This is a genomic window from Psychrobacter sp. FME5 (assembly GCF_014861375.1).
Taxonomy (GTDB): Bacteria; Pseudomonadota; Gammaproteobacteria; order Pseudomonadales; family Moraxellaceae; genus Psychrobacter.
In genome coordinates this window covers 21,213-38,500 of sequence record NZ_RRYX01000011.1, presented here as the reverse complement: position 1 = coordinate 38,500, position 17,288 = coordinate 21,213, and the positions used below count along the sequence as shown (strand labels likewise).

The following is a 17,288-nucleotide window of genomic DNA, read 5'->3' as shown; positions in this document are numbered from 1 at the left end:
TATGTTTTTCTAAAATGAGTATGGTTGTCTTAGCAATATTTACCTAATAATAGGGAGAAGCTGATTGTCCATAATTAATGATTCGACGAATCCAGTAACGACGGGTCTTTGCCAGCTTGTATATATAAGTCGGATTACTTCGGCGGGCCTTGCAAGCCCTAGTACGCTCAATGATATCTCAGAGGTTGCTATCGAGCATAACCAAGCGGATAACATTACTGGTATTCTGTGCTATGGCAATGGTTATTTTTTACAATGTGTAGAGGGCTCAGAGCAGGCTCTAACCAATCTAAAAAATCGCTTATTATTAGATGATCGACATAAAGAATTAGACATTCTAGATTTTTCGGAAATTACCGCACGTCGTTTTACAAGTTGGTCACTGCGTTCTATTGCGCTGGAACGTTGGATGATTAAAGAGCCTGGTCTGAAAAAACTCATGCCATTTAAACCTTACAACTGGGCTTCTAATGACTGGCGACAATTTTTGGATATTATCCAAGAGTATTATGAAGAACAAGCAAGAACAGGCAGTATTGACACGCCACCTATCAAATATAATACCTTGGGTTTGACGTTAGGAAAAGTAGTGGGGCAGCACCAAGCTTTTTTCTTAATTCAGACTGTACTAGGTGGGTTAATTGTCCTAGCCTTAATTTGGCTGATGCTTGCAGATAAAATTTGGTAGAAGCTCTATTGAAATAAAGACCAGTCGAAAAAGGCCAGCATTCATTGCTGGCCTTTTTTGTTAGCTGTTAAAGGGATAGTTATAGACATAAAAAAGCCCCATCACAATATATTGTGATGGGGCTTTTGGTGGTGCACTTATTAGTCTTATCGAGTGCTTTGCAGCAATCTTGCTAATAAGAGACGCCAAATAGTGGCGTCCCCAGGGGGGTTCGAACCCCCGTTACCGCCGTGAAAGGGCGGTGTCCTAGGCCTCTAGACGATGGGGACTAGTAACAACACTTCAACTGCTTTCACCATTTATGTCGAAGTGGTGCGTATTCTAATAGCGTCTGCGTTTTCTGTCAAGCCTTTTTCTTCGTCTTTTTACAATTAAGTATCTTTTTTTGAGTGCGCGTCGCGGATGCAGGTCTTTACGCTTTAGATGATGTCGAATCCATAAGGTAGTACAGCCGCTAATAGTTAACGCTAACAACATATAACCGATGATGGCTCCCCATAACTTAAGCTGTGGATCCATAATAAAGTCCCTCCTATTAAGCTTGATAATGATTACTATCAAGTCAGTGTGAGCAACTTAGACCATCTATGGGATATAACCGTATCGTTTGAGCGTCGAATGTTATAAGCACTTTATTGGCTTATTTTATGCAAAAATATGACATAGAAAACTATGTGAAATAGTGAAGCTAAGGTCTATTTTTTTATCATGATATCAATCATATCCCTATTGACTGTAAATCAAGATGTTAAAGTCATCAAGCATTACAAATAGCACTATTGTTCACGCTTATCAATATAGGATATGTGATAAAGAGATTATTACTTATCGTTGGTAGCAGATTCAGGCTCTGCAGTTTCCGGCTCGCTATGCATCGCATTAGCCAACATAGGGTAATTATTTAAGATATGACAAAATAGCTCAGCGGTCTTCTGGGTGTCATATAGCGCTGAGTGAGCATTATTGCCATCGAAATCCAGCCCTGCAGCCTTACAGGCACGTGCAAGCACCGTTTGACCAAAAGCAAGTGCCGATAAAGTCACGGTATCAAAAACTGAAAAATTATGAAAAGGGTTGTGGTTTTTGCTGTTGCTACGTAGCACTGCGGCATTTAAAAATGCTAGATCAAAGTGGGCGTTGTGTCCGATTAAGACGCATTGACGGCAGTCTTCAGCGCGGCGTACTTCTTTTAAACCTTTAAAGATACGGCGTAGTGCGGTTTTTTCATCTTCGGCAATGGCTTTACGCATTGGGTTGTTAGGATCAATACCGGTAAAGGCGAGGGCGCTTGGTTCAAGGTTGGCGCCTTCAAAAGGCTCGATATGAGCATTTAATGCTTCACCTGGATAAAACACGCCATGCTCATCAAGTAACACAGGAATACAAGCGATTTCTAATAAAGCATCGGTTTGGGCGTTAAAGCCTGCAGTTTCGACGTCAACGACGACAGGCAAAAACTTACGAAAACGGTCCTTTAACTTCATTGGGGTTTGTTCGTCTGTTCCGGCGTCTGTAATATTGTTTGGAGCACTATCGAGGGTGTTATCTACATTATTAGCTAGAGTATCTTTAGGCAAGGCGGCATCGTTTTGAGTGGTCATATCAGGTTAAATCGCTTTTATCAGTCGTGCTAGGATATTAAATTTGAAAAGAAGCAGCCTATGATAACCGTCATACCTAATACCGCTTGGCATAAAGATGTAAAATTATCATAGGGTAAATATAGAAAGCTCTATTCTGGCAGTTAGTGTGACGCTTTAATTGACCAAGGTAATGTCTCACCAGCCATCAATGGGGTCAGGGTGCTACCATCAAAGTAAGGGTAAGATGCTGGCACTTGCATCGGGTTGTTGATGAGAGTCACTGTGTTGTCATTCACAGGTAGGCCATAGAATTGGGCACCAAATCGGCTGGTGAAGCCTTCTAATTTGTCGATTTTACCCACACTATCAAAAGCAGTGGCATATAGCGGCAGGGCAGTGGCGGAACTATAACAGCCTGCACAGCCACAAGCGGCTTCTTTTTTATCGGTTGCATGAGGCGCAGAGTCTGTCCCTAAAAAGAATTTTGGATTGCCGCTGGTGGCGACATCCAGTAATACTTTTTGATGGCTTTCACGCTTTAAAATAGGTAAGCAATAAAAATGCGGCTTTATACCACCGAGTAGCAGGTGATTGCGGTTAAACATCAAATGCTGCGGGGTAATAGTGGCGGCAATGTGATTGCCTTGCGACAATACAAAGTCTGCGGCATCACTGGTGGTGATATGCTCGACGACAATCTTTAGCGTCGGGAATTTGATGATAATCTGTGCCAACACTTCATCCAAAAAACGCTTTTCGCGGTCAAAAATATCTACATGATCTTGAGTGACTTCGCCATGTATCAGTAGTGGCAAGCTGTACTTTTCTAATGCTTCAAAGACATCGACGCAAGCATTGATATCGGTGACACCATCAGCAGAGTTAGTGGTAGCTCCTGCAGGGTACAGCTTAACCGCTTGTACGATACCTGACTTTGCCGCCATTTCGATATCTTGCGCAGTGGTGTTATCCGTGAGGTATAAGGTCATACGCGGGTCAAATGCTGATTTGCGCTCAGCAGTCAAATCACTGGACTGTAGATGTTCCATGATACGGGCACGGTAGGCGTGGGCATCATCGACATTTTTGACAGGTGGCACCAAGTTTGGCATACAGATGACACGGTTAAAGCTCTGGGCGGCATGGGGCACGGTGGTTGCTAACGCTTTATCGTCACGCAAATGAATATGCCAATCATCTGGCTGAAGGATGGTCAACTCTCTAATCGAAACAGTCATAATATCGTCGCGCTCTATATGGTCATATATGGGGATAAGGGGAAAGGGTGTTGTGTCGTTATCATAACAGATTTGCCTACTTGACTAAATATGCGGCTAACTATCTATACATAATTCACTGATTGTTTTTGAATAAAAGGTAGATAAGAAGTATCTGAACGTGAATAATTCAAAACTAGCAGCTACCAATATAAAGCAAAAGCTCATGCCTGAGGGCAGTTGCACTTTTGCCTATGATAAATATGATGTACACTGAGTAGGTAATTTATCTTTTGATTTAATCTTAGCGCTTTTACCAACATCAAATTCTCATAATAGGAGTTATTCATGGCTCAACTTGATCCAAAAAATATTAATAAAATCGTACTGGCATATTCAGGTGGCCTTGATACCTCAATTATCGCTAGATGGCTTAAAGAGACTTATGATGCAGAAGTGATTACCTTTACTGCTGATATCGGTCAGGGCGAGGAAGTTGAGCCAGCACGTGCTAAAGCAGAAGCGATGGGTATCAAAAATATCTATATCGAAGACTTACGCGAAGAGTTTGCCCGAGACTATGTATTCCCAATGTTCCGTGCCAATGCCATCTATGAAGGTGAGTATTTGCTCGGTACGTCTATCGCCCGTCCTCTAATTGCCAAGCGTTTGGTTGAGATTGCCAAAGAACACAACGCTGATGCGATTAGCCATGGTGCAACGGGTAAAGGTAATGACCAAGTACGCTTTGAGCTTGGTGCGGTTGCGTTATCTCCTGATGTGGTTACGATTGCGCCTTGGCGTGAGTGGGACTTATCTAGCCGCGAGAGCTTGATGCAATATGCTGAAGAGCACGACATTGCCATTGATTATGCGGGTAATAAGAAAAAGTCTCCTTATTCTATGGATGCCAACTTACTGCATATCTCTTATGAAGGCGGCATCCTAGAAGATCCGTATGCTGAAGCAGAAGAAGATATGTGGCGCTGGTCAGTTAGCCCAGAAGAAGCACCAGATAAAGCCCAATACTTAGAATTAGAGTATGAAAAAGGGGATATCGTTGCTATCGATGGCGAGAAGCTCAAGCCTTATGAAATTATGATTAAGCTTAATAAAATCGGTGGCGATCATGGTATCGGTCGTTTGGATATCGTCGAAAACCGTTACGTCGGTATGAAGTCACGCGGTTGCTACGAGACACCAGCCGGTACGATTATGCTAAAAGCGCATCGTGGTATCGAATCATTGACGCTAGATCGTGAAGCGGCACATCTAAAAGATGAGCTAATGCCGCGCTACGCTAAGATTATCTATAACGGCTATTGGTTCAGCCCTGAGCGCCTTATGCTACAGGAGTTAATCGACAAATCACAAGAATACGTCAACGGTACGGTTCGTGTGAAGCTGTATAAAGGTAGCGTAAGTGTGGTCGGACGCAAGTCAGATGACTCATTATTTGATGAAAAAATCGCCACCTTTGAAGACGATGCGGGTGCTTATGATCAAAAAGATGCAGAAGGTTTCATCCGTTTAAATGGTTTACGTTTGGCGATTGAAGCCAGCCGTGGTCGCGATTTATCAAAGTAATACCAAACCCAAAAAATAAGATTAGCTGTGTCAAACTCGTTTAGTGTAAAAGTGCGTAGTACTTTCACTTATTTTCCTTGGCACTCTAATTCTTGTGAATGGTATAAATTGTTTGGTTTTAAAATGATTCGTTAATGATCAATAAAAAGAGGCGCTATATAATAGCGCCTCTTTTTTTATGGCTGATTTTGTCTACTCGGTGGTTACTGTCTCTGCATCATCAGGTTCATCCTCGTCCATCATGACAATCGCCACATCTTGTTGCTGGCGTTCCTTGCGGCGATCTTGTTCTAATACTTCTTCGGTGGCAAGGATGACGCCATCAGATTTTTGCGCCTGATATTTTAGGGTCGCTAGGCCCCCAAGCACACCGATAACGACAATAATAATTAAGATAACGGGGTTTTTCCACAGTGGCGCTGACTTCTCATACTCAATCGGCTTTTCGCTGACTGTTGTTGGGGTAGTGTCGCTATTACCACCGACCAGTCCCAAGCTTACCAAAGGAGGTTTTGGCGGGGTGGTAGGTTCAGAGGTGACGCGTAAACGATTTCGACTGAGGTAGATGTCAGATATTTTTGCCAGCTGCAATAACCAGCGTTGATGTGGTAAGGCGATAGCGTGCATGTCTGTGAACACCAACATGTCATTGTGGCGGCCCTGTTGCAAGTTATCTGGTGAGCGACCAATGGCTTTTAAGTAATTGCCTGTGGCCAGTTGCATATCTTGTACGGGCTCATGTTTTTCAGGTTTGAATGTCGTCAGCTCGTACCAGTAAGGGTCAAAAGGCGGTGGATTGTCTGATAGCGGCTCAGGATTTGATATATGAGGCTTGGTGCTATTTTCTGGCTTTTCTGCTAACGGATTCTCTGCTAACGGATTCTCTGCTAACGGATTCTCTGCTGGCGCATTTTCTGCTGGCGCATTTTCTGCTGGCGCATTTTCTGCTGGCGCATTTTCTGCTGGCGCATTTTCTGCTGACGCATTTTCTGCTGACGCATTTTCTGCTGACGCATTTTCTGATGATGTATCGACTGCTACAATAGAATTTTTATCATCGTTAGTCTTTTCTAGTTCGACAGAGGCTGCTTTTGGCTCATGTGCTGCAAAGCGAGCTGGGGTTAAAAACTGTGGCTGTAAGGCAAACCATTTGTTAATCTCATCATTATCCAGTTGACTATATTCTGTCAGGATAGCCAGCTCACGTAGAGCAATCACGCATAAAGACGTGAGTAAAATTTGGACTTGTTGCGACGTTGCGTCAATTTGTGCAGCAATATGCTCGCTCGCTTTAACCACCCGCGCATTGTCATTGAATATAGCGTCCGCAGTATCATGACGATGATAGAATGTGGCATTGAGCGTCGCAAAATTCATCGAGTTATACTGTCGTAGCTCCTTAACTGCACTACGTCCAAACAGTTTTTTGCTCACTACCTGTCCTTGATGGCGCTGCTGATAACTAAGAAGGGCACTAACGATGGCCTGTAAACTGGCATCCATGGCCAAACGCGCTTGTGGTATTGAAAGTTTTGCAGCATCTGCCAATAGTGACACCATAGGTTTGGTATCTTGATATAGAAAATCATACATCGACACACGTGTCGGTGAAATAGTCGTCATAATCTGCTAGCATCAAAAAGTGTGCCCCTATATTACGGTGCCTAATGTCTTGATACAATCCTTTAATAATAGAAAATCTCACTAATTTTACTCATGACACTGTCAATCATGGCATAAATGAGTGAGTCGATTCAGTTTAAAACGAGACAGTTAAGAAAAGCTCATAGCAATAGCACATAGCTATAAACTTCTCTTTTTTATTTAGACCTGACTATAGTAGGAATATGTCCATGACAAATGATAAAAAGTGTACTAAGCAATTGGTGGTCAATATTGCTCAGCAAACCTTGACGGTATATCAGCAAAATAAAGAAATTACTCAATACAAGGTATCGACCGCTAAAAATGGTATTGGTAGTCAGCAAGACAGTGGCTGTACACCTCTTGGTCAGCATGTTATTGCAGAAAAAATAGGCGGTAACGCAGCTATAAATGCGGTATTTATAGGAAGAGTGCTAACAGGCGAGTTATATGATGCTGAGCTTGGTAGATTGTACCCTGAGCGCGACTGGATATTGAGCCGTATTTTATGGTTGAGTGGACTTGAAGCAGGGGTGAATAAAGGCCGTAATAGCCAAGGTGGCTGCGATACTCATCAGCGTTATATCTATATTCATGGGACGCCAGACACCGAACCGATGGGTGTGCCTCTTTCGCATGGCTGTGTGCGTATGCGCAATAAAGACATCGTTGACTTGTTTGAGGAGGTTGATGAAGGCACGCCTGTATCTGTTATAAGTGGTGTTAATGGTATCACTGATACTATCGAATAGTAGCCAGCTGTGAAAAAGGAGGTGTCTAAAGGTTGATTGCTATTTTTGATATTATCAAAACTAAATTTACAAGACATACTTACAAGGTTATTTATAAAATAAAATTAACGATAACCAATGATCATTCAGTTCATTGCTATAATGGTCATTGAGATTAAGCGTCACCAAAAGACAGTTATAACTCTCAAAGCTATCAACCAAAGTTATCAACAAGATTATAAAAAATCTATAACGCTTTTTTTAAATATATTCATAATAATGATGGGGATAATAATAATGACTGAAGCCAGTCTAGTAAGCCTACAACAAGCTTTTGATGAACGCCGTACTATCTATGCCTTAGGTAATGATTTACCAGTAGACCCACGGGCGATTGTTAATATTGCTGAGCGTGTATTGCTACATACGCCGTCTGCTTTTAACTCGCAGTCTTCGCGGTTGATCGTGTTATTTGGTGAGCAGCATAAGCAGGTGTGGGATATTGCCGAAGATAAACTACGCATTGAGGTTGGCGATGGGGACTTTTCGGGTTCTAAGAAGAAAATGGACAGCTTTCGCGCGGCGGCAGGCACGGTGCTATTTTATGAAGATAAGGAAGTCACCAAGTCGTTGCAAGATAAGTTTGCGCTATATGCTGAAAAATTCCCTCTGTGGGCGCATCAGACCTCAGCGATGCACCAGTATGCCATGTGGACAGAATTGCGTACTTTAAACGTTGGTGCTAGCCTTCAGCACTACAACCCACTGATTGATGATGATGCCGCAGCGGCATTTTCGGTCCCTGAAAACTGGGAGTTAATCGCGCAGATGCCATTTGGTAATATCGTTGAACCTGCTGGTGAGAAAACGTATCAGCCACTTAATGAGCGTATGCAAGTATTTGGTTTAGAGGATTAATAGCAAAAAGACAGTCCTAAAAAAGACAGTCCTAAAAAAGACAGCCCTAATAAAGTGAGCTGTCTTTTTTAAGCTTTTATTAGAGGCTGTTTAACGGCTCCTATTTAGGCAGGTATTTATTTATCAAAAAACGAACTGTCCTGCACTTTAGCCAAGTATTTTTTGGTGCGCTTATCCTCTTTTTTTCGCATGGCAGCGAACCAACCAGCCCCATATAGCGCATTGCTATCTACTGCTGATTTCAGCTGATAACATTGCTGATACTGCATATGATCACGATATTGTCCTAGTGTTTTATCTGCTTTTTTCAAATCTTTTAGCCAGCGCTCACCCTTCTTTTTTGCCTCTTTTTTATTCAACAACGGTGTGACAAACTCACTGATATAGCGTAAGTCTTTGAGTTGACGACGCAATTTGTGCTGTGCTTGGTTTTTAGCATTAGCGATTGAATCGCTAGTATTTAAATCAATGCGTTCCGAGTCAATATTTTTTGAATCAGTGCTATCGAGTTCAGCGCTAGTCATCTCATCATATTCTCTATCAGCTTTTAAGAATTTATTATATTGCTTGGCCAGTATTTTTGAGAGTTTATCGCTGGCAAGTGTGTCAGCTTGAGGTTCAAGCTTTGGGTCGCTCATGGTAAAGGCAATCAGCTCTAATAGGGTTAGCTGAAAGTCATTGGCACTAACTGCATCGATAGGCTTAACTTTTAAAGTTTCTATGTCTGCTGTCCAATCGACGTTTGGTGCCCCATTTTTCCGTAATTTCGGCTCAATATGATTGATTAGATAGGTAAGCTCACGGTAGTCACCAAGTAAGTTGGCGGTTTGCTTCAGTATAGGCTGCCAATCAGGATTGAGCTCATCAGAGAAGCTTGCAAATGCTTTTATTGCAGCGCGTAAGCGGTTAATACCGATACGCAATTGCAAGGTGTGCTCATTGTCTGTGCTACCAGCGACGATGGCACTACTGTTCGGTAGGATTTGTAATAGACAGTTATGTACGGCGGCGCGGGCAAAGGCTGGCATGCTAGTTTTTTTATTGATATTTAGCTGGCTAAAGTCGGCGTTCATCGCTAGGCTATAGCGTTGTGCATTGATTAATAAACCGCCACGTTCGGCTTTGGTCACGGTGGATAAGCATAGTTTATAGCGCTTACACCAAGTTTTGGCTGTTGCAAATAAGAAATCTAAATCTCCTGATAACAGTTCAAACTCAATCTCTTGAATGGCATCTCGCTGGGTGTCATCGTTGCCATGGATGATGTCGCCATAATCGTATGCCATCTCGATACGGTTATCTGTTTTTTCATTATCATCATCTACCAGTACTCGCGTGATGCGCTCGACATCAGTAACATAGAGACGGGTGAGTTTTTTGGCCAGTTTTTTTAGCTTAAAACCCTCGAGAGCAGGGGCAACCGAGGTGTCTTTATAAATCGTCAAATCAGGCTTCAACTCGTTATGGTCGAGCATGGCTTGCACCAGCTCACTGTCCAATATGGCATTGTGCTCTAAACGTGCCGCAATCCCATCGCCACCCGCTTTGATGGTCTGTACCCAAGTATCTCCTTCTTTACGGATACGCAGGCCAATACTAGCCTGTGCAAGCTGCTGATCTGGTGTGTCGTAATAATGGGCTGCCAGTTGTGTTACTTGTGAAGATTTGACTTTTGCTTGACGCATGAGACCTTGTAACCGTGATTCTGGCACCAAAAACTTCAGCTCTATCTCTTGCATGATGGTTCCTTATTATTTTTATAAAAATAAATGTTTAGATATCTACCATCGTATGAGAGCGAACCATTAATGACAAGCGAAAGTTTTTTATGAATAAGTTGAGCTGATATTAGAGATGTACTTTCAATGAGGAATCATTATAATCAAAGCTAATTATTAAACAAAAGTAGGTCAAGGAATAATGGTTTTATAATGAAAATAAAAATGTTTTTATCTAATACCTCTACCATATCTCATAAAACTCCGGATTATAAAATAATGACGCAAGGCAATCAAAACAAGTCTGACACTCCTAAGACTTATTCAAGATTAACCACTAAAAGTGTATTATCAAAAGCTTATTCACAAGATTTGTTTCTACCCGCTGCTTTTTTGCCAGTAATGCTAGGATCTGTATTACTGATAAGTGGCTGTGATAAGGCTCCTGAATATGCAGAGAGTCGTGCTGATATGACAGAAGTGGTCACTGAAGAAGTTGCAGCAGCGACAGAAAGTGAAATGGTCGGCATGGTGTCCGATGTGGCAACTGATGATTTACAGGTGCAAAACCTATCGAACGGTAGCGAGCAAACGCTAGGCAGTCAGACAGCAGATATTCAAATCGCTGGTAAAAAGCTCTTGATAACTGCCAGTGCCAACTTCAAAGTCAAAGATGTGGTCAAGAGTAGCAATGCCATTGAGAGCTTGACGCGGCAACAAGGTGGCTATGTCGCGCTCAGCCATATTAATAATTATCCGGATGATAGACGCACCTTTGTGCAAGGTGATAAAAACATTACCATCACCACTTATACTCGCCAAGCGGACATGACGGTTCGCATACCTCGTGTCAATGTCAATAAGTTCTTAGACCAAGTACAGCAGCAAGTGGCATTTTTAAATGAGCAGCAGTTTAGTGCGCAAGACGTGACTCTCGATATTTACCGTGAACAGCTGGCCAGTCAGCTGAGTAGTGATATGGCAAGCGAGCTTAGCGCGGAGCGTTTAAACAGTAAGAATGACAAAGAGCAGACCAGCAATGTCGATGCTATCAGCGCCACGTATGCTGCGCGTCGTCAGCAAGAGCTGGCTAAGCTTGAGCAGCTAGCCATCGCTGATAAAGTTAAATACAGCAGTATTAGCCTCACTTTTAAGCAGCCAGATGTTAGCTATAAAGAAATCACAAAAAATCTAGACGTGCTGCTAGCGGCTGAGCGTCCAAGTTTTGGCGCTCAGGTGAGCGAGGCATTTCGAGAAGGCTGGGGGATACTGAGATCGTTTACACTTGGCCTGATACAACTGTGGTGGCTGCTCGTGCTTGGTGGGGTTTTTTATCTGATTTATAGGCTGATAAAAATGCTTTATCGTAAACGACTTAAAAATGAGCCGCGTCTAAAAAACATGAAGGGTGAGCGGATGGACAAAAAGCAAACACATCAATATTCAACAGATATAGAGAACAGTCGGGCAGAGATTAGTAATACCAAACCCAAAAAGTAAGATTAGCTGTGTCAAACTCGTTTAGTCTACAAGGCGTAGTACTTTCACTCATTTTCCTTGTCACTCTAATTTTTGTGAATGGTATAAGACTACTAATAACACCGACAGCGCCAATATTGACAGCACTGATAATAAACGCACTGATAATAAACGCCCTGATTAGAATTAATAAACTGGTCTTATTAGTGCCAAAATACAAGCCCATAAAAAAGCCGCCCTACATGATGTAGAGCGGCTTTTTTTATAGCTTATTCTTATAAAATGTACTTATAAGTGGTCGGTTATTAGAACTGGTTCATTGTGTTCTTGCCGCCGCCCGCTTTCAGTGCGTTGTCACCAGAGAAGATTTCTTTGTGATCATCGCCAAGGTCAGAACCAGCCATTGCTTGGTGCTTAACACAGTCGATGCCTTCACGGATTTCTTTACGTTGGACACCAGCTGCATAAGCAAGCATACCGTCTTCACCAAAGTAGCCTTTAGCAAGCTCATGCACGCTAAGCGCTGTAGTGTGGTAAGTCGGTAGGGTGATTAAGTGATGGAATACACCTGCTTCACGTGATGCGTCTTTTTGGAAGTTCTTAGCTGCTTCATCAGCTGCTGTATCAAGCTCAGTACCGTCGTAATCAGCACTCATCAAGTCATCTTTATTGTATTTAGAGATGTCTTTACCTGCTTCTTCCCACTCAGCGATAATTTGCTTACGGAAGTTTAGCGTCCAGTTAAATGATGGGCTGTTGTTATAAACAAGCTTGGCTTTTGGCTGTTGCTCTTTAATGCGATCAACCATCATTTTGATGTGTTCAACGTTTGGCGTAGGTGTTTCGATCCATAATAGATCTGCACCGTTTTCTAGCGCGGTTACACAGTCAAGTACCACACGGTCGACGTTGGTGTCTTCACGGAAGCTGTACAAGCCGTTTGGCATACGAACTGGACGTACCAGTTTGCCGTCATGCTTGAGTAGGCTATCGTTTTCGTTAGCATCTTCTAGAGAGACTTCTTCCATTTCGATGAAATCGATATATTTAGAAGCAAGATCGCCAGGCTCATTTGATACTGGAATTTTTTGCGTTAGTGATGCGCCTTCAGAGTCAGTACGGGCAACGATAACGCCGTCTTCAACACCTAGCTCTAAGAATGCATAACGCAGTGCGTTGATTTTTGCGATGTAGTCTTCATGTGGTACTGTAACTTTACCAGCTTGGTGACCACACTGTTTAGCATCAGATACTTGGTTTTCGATTTGTAGGGCACAAGCACCCGCTTCGATGATCTGTTTGGCCAATAGATACGTCGCTTCTTCGTTACCAAAACCAGCATCGATATCAGCAATGATTGGCACAACATGTGAATCAAAGTTTTCGATTTTTTCTAGAATAGCTTTCGTATCTTGACCCGCTTCTTCAGCTGCATTTAGCTCACGGAAGTAGTCGTTTAATACTTTAGCATCCGCTTGACGTAAGAAGGTGTAGATCTCTTCAACCAAACTCGCAACTGAGGTTTTTTCGTGCATAGATTGGTCAGGTAAAGGACCGAACTCAGAACGTAGCGCTGCTACCATCCAACCAGATAGGTAGATGTAAGTTTTAGAGGTAGTGCCAAAGTATTTTTTCTTAGCATACATGGTTTGCTGAGCGATAAAGCCATGCCAGGCACCTAAAGACTGGGTGTACTGAGAGGTATCGTTATCATAATCTTCCATGTCTTGACGCATGATTTTTGCAGTATACTTAGCGATATCTAAACCTGTTTTAAAACGGTTTTGTAACATCATACGTGCCGCATCGGTTTCACTGATATTTTCCCAGTTACCGTGTTTTTGCTTTAGTTCACGTACTAAATCGATCGCTGATTTATAAGTTGACATCTAAACTTCTCCATTGGTGATGAATAAATTAGTAAATTAAAGTAATTTAAATAATTTCCGTATATATAAAGATGCTGGCAGAGGTGAAAATTTGAGATAAAAGCCTCTTGCGTGAGCAATCCTTACTAAACTATAAGAAAATCGTCATAAAAGCAATAAAAACCTGTCGATTTGGTCAGCTTTTATCATTTGATCTGTCGTTTTGGGGGTAATTGGTTCTTTTTTAGGATTTGTTGGCCTATTAAAGCGCTTATTACCCTAAACAATGCTAGTGATTAATTCAAGCTCAAAGAGAAATAAGAGCCCTAAGTTAAATTTGCGCAAAGTTCAGTAATAGGGTTTATATTTCTATTTCAGCATAAAAATGCGATAAAATAGATACAATGCCAAGCCAGTCAAACTGATGATAATAGTCTTATATTAAGCAACGACTGACGAGCGCTTGCCAGTCACTATAGCTAGGTTACCTTAATTTATCTAATTTATGATAGTTATCTTTGGTATTTCTATTAATTATAGTATAGTAACAGCAAGGGTTTGAGGTGGGTTGTAGAGGTTATAAACAAAGGTTAATTAATATTTAATCCTTATTAAATGTAACAAATCCATTTATATGATTTAATCAATAACTATTGTATGGAAACGTTCTAAAAGCTAAAAACTGACTGTAAAGTAAGGTCCGTTGGTCAGCCTAGTGTTTTTGCTTTATTCGGTCGCGTACTTAAGAGTCGCCTGAAATTATAAATTTGCCTGAAATTAGAAAGTATTCTAAAAAGAGGCTTAAAGAGATGTTGATATGAATTTGCAACGTGTAGATCTAAACCTACTAGTACATTTAGATGTGTTATTAAGAGAGAAAAACGTAACACGTGCAGCTGAGCAGCTTGGAATCACTCAGCCTGCTATGAGCAATATTTTGCGCCGTTTGCGTAAGTTGTTTAATGATCCGTTGTTGGTGCGTTCATCTGAGGGTATGACGCCGACTGAACGTGCTTTAGAGTTGCAGCCACGAATCCGCGAAATATTGGCGGATTTGACCCAAGTATTAGAGCCGCGCACTGAATTTCGTCCTTATAGCACTTCGCGCGTTTTTCGTATCATGACCTCAGATTATGCTGAAGCGACCTTAGTACCAAAGCTGGTAAAAGCGCTAAGATCAGAGGCGCCGAACGTTATTTTAGATTTCTTGACGCCATCTGACGTTTCCTATCGCGATATGGAACAGGGGCGAGTAGATTTGGCGATTAATCGTTTTAATGAAATCCCGCAAAGCTTCCATCAGGTGTTGGTATGGCGCGATACGTTTAGTTGTTTATTGTCTTCTGAAAGCCCTTATGCCAATCGTTTTAATCTAAAAAACTATCTAAAAGCGCAACACGTTTGGGTCTCTAAAACAGGTATGGGCGTGGGATTTGGGGTCAATCCAGAAAAATCTGGCGGCTTAGGTTCTATCGATCAAGCCCTGCAGCGCTTAGGTCAAAAGCGTCAAATTAGTGTTTTTACCCGTCATTATCAAATGCCTGCGATGCTCGCTGCTAATAAAGATTTGGTTGCAACATTGCCGACCCGTGTGGCAAAAATGCAAGCCAATAACGACAGCATTATTATGGAAGAGCCACCTTTCTTTATCCCTGAGTTTGAGTTGACGATGGCGTGGTCGCCTTTATTGCAGCATCATCCAGCCCATCGTTGGTTGCGTCAACTTATCATGCATGTGGCCCGTCAAATCGTCGATGAAGAAGAGAATCCACCGCAAGAGATTCCGATTATTAATCACTTGTTTTAACTGTTTTAATGTATATTTTATTTAATACCCACTAAACCAGCCGCTGCGCTGGTTTTTTATTTGTTTGATTTTGAAATGAATTTCATCTTTATGCCAAACCTAGAAAGTACGATTAGCGACTTCAAACTCGTTTATAGTCAGTGAAACGTAAAATCGATACATCACGTACTGCAGGTACCGTTTTTTCTTGCTTGCTGTGCCTACGCAGACAGAGGCTACAAAAAAACCATACCCGCAGTATCGTAGTGTTTTTGAAGTATTTTTTAACTATAGTCTACAAGGCGTAGTACTTACACTCGTTTTCCCTACTATTCTAATTTTTGTGAATGGTTTATTTATAAGGGTGTCACATTCTTAACATCTTAAGCACACTTCTTTATAACTTGTAAAAACTATCGGCTGGGCATTTTGTTATGATAATTGAACGTTAAGAAAAAAAACAACTGAAATAAGCATTGTTAAGTTATACGTCACTATTATCATTTTCAATACTTTTAAATTATTCGTATAAATCTCAATATAGCTGTCCATTAATAATTAGCTGTCCATTAATAATCAGCGGCTCTCTAGATAGCTATTACCTTAACAGCAATTTTCATTCAATAAATCAATAATAAATAAACAAGGATAATTATCATGGCAGATATTACCACTGTAAACCCAGCGACGGGTAAAGACATTAAAGACTATCGCTATATGAGCAATGATGAAGTCAATAAAATCATTGATGCGTCTCACAAGGCATTTTCAGAATGGCGTTTAGTAAGCCCTGAAGAGCGTGCTAAAGTGATTACTTCTATTGGCGACACACTGATAAAGTATAAAGATGAATTGGCAAAACTGATGACCGAAGAGCGTGGTAAAACGTTAGCGGCCAGCTTAGGTGAAGTTGATTTATGTAAAGGTATTTGCGATTTCACTGCCAGTGAAGGCGCTGCTGCTCTGGCGAGTGATGAACGCGATATCGAGGGTATTAAGCAAGGTCTTATCAGTTACGATCCTATCGGTATTATCTATGGTATCCAACCATGGAACTTCCCCGCTTACCAGGTATTTCGCTATACCATTGCCAATTTAATGGCAGGTAACAGTATTTTGCTTAAGCACGCCTCTAACGTGACAGGTTCAGGCTTATTGATTGAAAAAATCATGCATGAGTCTGACCTACCAAATGATTTGTTCCGCGCATTAATTATCAGTCATGACCAATCTGAAAAAGTGATTGAACATGAAAAAGTACGCGGCGTCACACTAACCGGTAGTGATGTGGCGGGTCGCGTTGTAGCTCAACAGGCGGCTAAAGCGTTGAAAAAGACCGTCATGGAACTTGGTTCTAACGATGCGTTTATCGTATTAGAAGACGCCGACTTAGACTTGGCAGCGGCAACCTGTGCCCATGCACGCTTATACAATAATGGTGAAACTTGTATCGCCGCCAAACGGTTTGTCGTCGTCGATAGTGTTTATGACAAATTCCGCGATCTCGTTATTGAAAAATTCAATAACTACAAAGTAGGCGACCCAATGGACGACTCTACTGACGTCGGTCCCATGTCAAGTATCAAGCAGCGTGATGATTTGAATAAACAAGTTCAAGAAAGTGTGGATAAAGGCGCAACGATTACTTTAGGCGGGGAGGTTTCTGATAAGCCTGGTGCTTTTTATCCACCGACTATTTTGGAGAATATCACTCCAGAACAGCCTGCTTATAAAGACGAGCTATTCGGTCCAGTTGCCTCGCTTATTCGCGCCAAAGACCAAGATGATGCGTTCAGAATTGCCAACGACAGTCGTTATGGGCTAGGTGGTGCTATCTTCTCAAAAGATGAAGAGAAAGCCATTAAACTGGCTCAGCAGCACTTCGATACCGGTATGGTTTATATCAATGGCTATGATTTGGTCAATCCAGGTTTACCGTTTGGCGGTGTTAAAGACTCAGGTTACGGCCGTGAACATGGTGGCTTCGGTATAAAAGAGTTTGTAAATATCAAAGCAGTACATGTGGTTGGCAAAAAACCTGCTTAGTTTTAAATTATTTTAACAGCTTA

The 17,288-nt window shown here is 41.7% G+C and carries 12 protein-coding genes and 1 tRNA gene; 7 read left to right on the top strand and 6 right to left on the bottom strand.

The window, feature by feature from the left end; all coding sequences use genetic code 11:
* Positions 1 to 64: 64 nt before the first annotated feature.
* Positions 65 to 688, top strand: a complete 624-nt coding sequence (locus EI161_RS03200; RefSeq protein WP_192528987.1) for a BLUF domain-containing protein — start codon at positions 65 to 67, stop codon at positions 686 to 688.
* Positions 689 to 881: 193 nt separating this feature from the next.
* On the opposite strand, the gene EI161_RS03195 is transcribed toward EI161_RS03200, so the two are convergent.
* The 3 genes from EI161_RS03195 to pyrC form a co-directional block, all read right to left on the bottom strand.
* Positions 882 to 957 (bottom strand) — tRNA-Glu (locus EI161_RS03195).
* A gap of 552 nt (positions 958 to 1,509) precedes the next feature.
* The gene (gene rnt, locus EI161_RS03190) at positions 1,510 to 2,172 is read right to left on the bottom strand and encodes a ribonuclease T (RefSeq protein ID WP_413038366.1); all 663 of its coding nucleotides are present in this window, start codon (positions 2,170 to 2,172) and stop codon (positions 1,510 to 1,512) included.
* 260 nt (positions 2,173 to 2,432) lie between these two features.
* Positions 2,433 to 3,509 (bottom strand): dihydroorotase, encoded by a 1,077-nt coding sequence (pyrC, locus tag EI161_RS03185; RefSeq protein WP_192528986.1) that lies wholly within the window; start codon positions 3,507 to 3,509, stop codon positions 2,433 to 2,435.
* Positions 3,510 to 3,836: 327 nt separating this feature from the next.
* On the opposite strand from pyrC, the gene EI161_RS03180 reads away from it, so the two are divergent.
* On the top strand, positions 3,837 to 5,075 hold the full coding sequence (locus EI161_RS03180; RefSeq protein ID WP_192522851.1) for an argininosuccinate synthase: 1,239 nt from the start codon (positions 3,837 to 3,839) through the stop codon (positions 5,073 to 5,075).
* 192 nt (positions 5,076 to 5,267) lie between these two features.
* On the opposite strand, the gene EI161_RS14770 is transcribed toward EI161_RS03180, so the two are convergent.
* Entirely contained in the window at positions 5,268 to 6,698 is a 1,431-nt protein-coding gene (locus tag EI161_RS14770; protein ID WP_225735203.1) for a hypothetical protein, read from the bottom strand.
* A 230-nt stretch (positions 6,699 to 6,928) separates the two neighbouring features.
* On the opposite strand from EI161_RS14770, the gene EI161_RS03165 reads away from it, so the two are divergent.
* Positions 6,929 to 7,471, top strand: a complete 543-nt coding sequence (locus EI161_RS03165) for a L,D-transpeptidase (protein WP_192528985.1) — start codon at positions 6,929 to 6,931, stop codon at positions 7,469 to 7,471.
* Between the two features lie 276 nt (positions 7,472 to 7,747).
* The gene (locus EI161_RS03160) at positions 7,748 to 8,368 is read left to right on the top strand and encodes a nitroreductase family protein (protein ID WP_192522854.1); all 621 of its coding nucleotides are present in this window, start codon (positions 7,748 to 7,750) and stop codon (positions 8,366 to 8,368) included.
* A 116-nt stretch (positions 8,369 to 8,484) separates the two neighbouring features.
* Here EI161_RS03160 and EI161_RS03155 read toward each other — a convergent pair whose 3' ends face one another.
* Positions 8,485 to 10,107: a CYTH and CHAD domain-containing protein gene (locus tag EI161_RS03155; protein ID WP_192528984.1), complete on the bottom strand. Its 1,623-nt coding sequence runs from the start codon at positions 10,105 to 10,107 to the stop codon at positions 8,485 to 8,487.
* A 204-nt stretch (positions 10,108 to 10,311) separates the two neighbouring features.
* On the opposite strand from EI161_RS03155, the gene EI161_RS03150 reads away from it, so the two are divergent.
* Positions 10,312 to 11,586: a DUF4349 domain-containing protein gene (locus EI161_RS03150; protein ID WP_192528983.1), complete on the top strand. Its 1,275-nt coding sequence runs from the start codon at positions 10,312 to 10,314 to the stop codon at positions 11,584 to 11,586.
* Between the two features lie 284 nt (positions 11,587 to 11,870).
* On the opposite strand, the gene EI161_RS03145 is transcribed toward EI161_RS03150, so the two are convergent.
* Positions 11,871 to 13,454: an isocitrate lyase gene (locus tag EI161_RS03145; RefSeq protein WP_192528982.1), complete on the bottom strand. Its 1,584-nt coding sequence runs from the start codon at positions 13,452 to 13,454 to the stop codon at positions 11,871 to 11,873.
* A 796-nt stretch (positions 13,455 to 14,250) separates the two neighbouring features.
* Between EI161_RS03145 and EI161_RS03140 the strand changes: the two genes are divergently transcribed.
* Positions 14,251 to 15,240: a LysR family transcriptional regulator gene (locus EI161_RS03140; RefSeq protein ID WP_192522858.1), complete on the top strand. Its 990-nt coding sequence runs from the start codon at positions 14,251 to 14,253 to the stop codon at positions 15,238 to 15,240.
* Positions 15,241 to 15,876: 636 nt separating this feature from the next.
* Complete coding sequence (locus tag EI161_RS03135; RefSeq protein WP_192528981.1) at positions 15,877 to 17,265, top strand: NAD-dependent succinate-semialdehyde dehydrogenase; 1,389 nt, start codon at positions 15,877 to 15,879, stop codon at positions 17,263 to 17,265.
* The last annotated feature ends 23 nt before the right edge of the window (positions 17,266 to 17,288 follow it).